This is a genomic window from Aeromonas sp. HMWF014 (assembly GCF_963878295.1).
GTDB lineage: Bacteria > Pseudomonadota > Gammaproteobacteria > Enterobacterales > Aeromonadaceae > Aeromonas > Aeromonas popoffii.
Map to the genome: position 1 here is coordinate 1 of NZ_CAWNYS010000115.1, position 2,983 is coordinate 2,983.

Below are 2,983 nucleotides of genomic sequence, written 5' to 3' on the forward strand. Positions count from 1 at the left end.
ATGGTGAAGCGGGTGCCGAGCAGCCCGACCCTTTGTATCCCGCCCGCTTGCAGGCGACGGGCGGTGGCATCGGCGATATGGAGCAGCGGAATATCGATGGCAGCCTCAATCTCGGGCGCCACCTTGTGCATTGTGTTGGTGCCAATCAGCAGAAAATCGGCACCGCCGGCTTGCAGATCCCGCGCGGCCGCCGCCAGCAGGCGGGCGGTGGCGGGCCAGTCGCCGGCGTGTTGCAGACGCTCTATCTCGGCAAAATCGACGCTATTGATCAACACCCGCGCCGAGTGCAGGCCGCCGAGCCGAGCGCGCACGCCCCGGTTGAGCGCCTGATAGTAGCTGACGGTGGACTCCCAGCTCATGCCACCCAACAGACCGATGCATTTCATGTGATCTCCTTGTACAAACCGAGCAGAGGGCGGCGCGCGTCACATCGCACCGCCCATGGAATAAAAAAGGCCCCGCAGGGCCAACAAGACAGCCGGTAAAGGCCCGGGCTCACAGTCTGGCCCGAACTAAATCCAGATCATCAGCACGCAGGCCGCCGTGGCGAGCCCCATGCCCAGATTGAAACGACGCCAGCCACGGGCGGTGCGGATGATGCGGCGCACCTGGGCACCGAACAGCACCCAGAAGGCACCGGTATAGAGGCCAGTCACGAAAAAGATGCCGAGCACCCAGACCGCGGAGGGCCAGTAGGCCTCTCCCGCCAGGGTGAAGCCGCTGATGGCGGAGAGCGCCATCATCCAGGCCTTGGGATTGAGCAGTTGCAGCATGGCGCCCTGATGGGCCGGGATGAGCGGCCGGTTGCTCTGCGCCGGGCCACTGGCGGTCGCCACCTTCCAGGCCAGCCAGAGCAGGTAGGCCGAGCCGATGAGCTTGAGGCCGTCGTGCAGCAGCGGCACCTTTTCAAACATGACGCCCAACCCCAGCGCCGTGGCCAGGATCATCAGGTTGATCCCCCCGACGACCCCTACCAGCAGGGGAATGGTGCGGCGAAACCCCTGCGCCGCCCCGGCACTGGTGAGCAACATGTTGTTGGGGCCCGGCGTGGCGCAGGTGATGAGGGCAAAGCCCGCCAGGGGAAACACCCAGTTCAGATCCATCTCAACCTCTTGATGATACAAACGCCGGCTCGGCGGCAAGCCTTCTAATATGCAGAGCCAGCCCCGTGGCGACAAGTCAGAAATGGCTCTTTCTTGCCCGCCAGCGCGGCGCGGCTCAATACCAGAGCATGACGACGCAGAGCGCAGTCAGCACACCGAGGGAGCCGTTGAGGCGGCGCCAGCCCCGATCCGTGCTGATCCAGTTGCTCAGCTGATGGCCGAACAAGACCCAGACAAAGCAGACAGGCAGGGCCACCAGCACAAACATGGTCATCACGGCGAGCTGGCTCGGCCAGTAGCTGGCCCCGGTCAGGCTGAACAGACTGATGGCGGAGATCCCCATCATCCAGGCCTTGGGATTGAGAAACTGGAAGCCCAACCCTTCCAGCAGGGTCAGCGGACGGGCGCGTCGGGCCGGATCACCCGGTGTACCAGCCACGGCGATGCGCCACGCCAGCAGCAGCAGATAGAGGCTGCCGAAGATCTGCAGCCCCAGCCGCAGCAGGGGCCAACGCTCGAACAGAGGATAGAGCCCCAGCGCCAGCACCAGCACCAGTTGCAGCACAGGTTGGCCCACCGCCACACCGATCAGGTGTGGCAGGGTGCGACGCACCCCGAAGTTGGCACCGGAGGCGGTCAGCATGAGGTTGTTGGGGCCCGGCGTACCACAGGTGAGCACGGCAAAGCCAAACAGGGTGGCATACCATTCGATCGTCATCATGACTCCTGAACTGCACACATTGTATCGATACAATGTGCCATTCTTGATTGTTATTGAGTGTTTATTCACGCTATATTGCGAACAAATTTGGATCAATGGATTTATTGTCACCATGACAATCTGGACCCCGGACCTGACCTCCTTCGATGGCCCCCTCTATCTCAAACTGGTGAAAGCCATAGAGCAGGCCATTCAGAATGGCACCCTGTCACCACAGACCCGCTTGCCTACCCACAGGGCCCTGGCGGATCGGCTGGGCGTCACGGTCGGCACAGTCACCCGCGCCTATGGCGAGGCGGAGCGACGCGGCCTGCTGGCCGCCAAGGTGGGACACGGCACCTGGGTCAAGGAAGCGGGCATGGATCCGGCCAACGAGTGGGTGATCCGCAAGGAGGAGGGGCACCGCATCGAGTTGTGGCAGAACCTGCCGGTGCAGCTGGACAGGGCCGCCATCATACGTCCCATGCTGGGGGAGCTGGCCAACGGGGATCTCAATGCCCTGCTCGGCTACGACAAGGAGGCAGGCCAGCCCGGTCAGCGTCAGCTGTTCATCGACTGGCTGGCCGAGCAGGGGGTACACGGCAGCGAGGAGCGCCTGCTGTTCAGCCACGGCGCCCAGCACGGCATCATGCTCTCCCTGCTGGCCACCGGCTGCGTGGGGGAGACCATTTTATGCGAGGGGCTCAGCTATCCCGGCATGTTGGGCAATGCCCGCCAGTTGCAGAATCAGGTAGTGGGACTGGCGATGGACGAGGAGGGGTTGATCCCCGCGGCGCTGGAGGCCGCCTGTCGCACGCGGCGAGCCAAGCTGCTCTACCTCACCCCCACATTGCAAAATCCCACCACCGCCATCATGAGCCAGGCGCGGCGCGAAGCCGTCGTCGCCATCGCCCGCCGCCACGATCTGCTGATCATCGAGGATGACGTCAACGGCCTGCTGCCCCAGATCCCGGTGGCGCCCCTGATCAACCTGGCGCCGGAGCGGATCATCTATCTGGGCAGCCTGGCCAAGATCGCCTGCGGCGGCCTGCGGGTCGGCTTCGTGCTGGCGCCGCCCGCCCTGCGCAACGCCTTCGCCCAGGCGATGCGACTGTCGAGCTGGATGGTGAGTCCACTCTTGATCGAGCTGGCCTGCAAGCTGGTGAGCCAGCGCCAGATC

4 protein-coding genes are annotated in these 2,983 nt (G+C 64.1%); 1 reads left to right on the forward strand and 3 read right to left on the reverse strand.

Annotated features, from left to right (window positions below):
• The 3 genes from AAC083_RS04500 to AAC083_RS04510 all read right to left on the reverse strand — a co-directional run.
• A partial coding sequence (locus AAC083_RS04500; RefSeq protein ID WP_146181576.1) for an aspartate/glutamate racemase family protein occupies positions 1 to 386 on the reverse strand: 386 nt, incomplete at its 3' end.
• Between the two features lie 126 nt (positions 387 to 512).
• The gene (locus AAC083_RS04505) at positions 513 to 1,103 is read right to left on the reverse strand and encodes a LysE family translocator (RefSeq protein ID WP_042038532.1); all 591 of its coding nucleotides are present in this window, start codon (positions 1,101 to 1,103) and stop codon (positions 513 to 515) included.
• Between the two features lie 115 nt (positions 1,104 to 1,218).
• Positions 1,219 to 1,821, reverse strand: coding sequence for a LysE family translocator (locus AAC083_RS04510; RefSeq protein WP_108535944.1), 603 nt, complete (start codon positions 1,819 to 1,821; stop codon positions 1,219 to 1,221).
• A 115-nt stretch (positions 1,822 to 1,936) separates the two neighbouring features.
• On the opposite strand from AAC083_RS04510, the gene AAC083_RS04515 reads away from it, so the two are divergent.
• Positions 1,937 to 2,983: aminotransferase-like domain-containing protein (locus AAC083_RS04515; protein ID WP_108535945.1), on the forward strand; the 1,047-nt coding region annotated here is incomplete at its 3' end.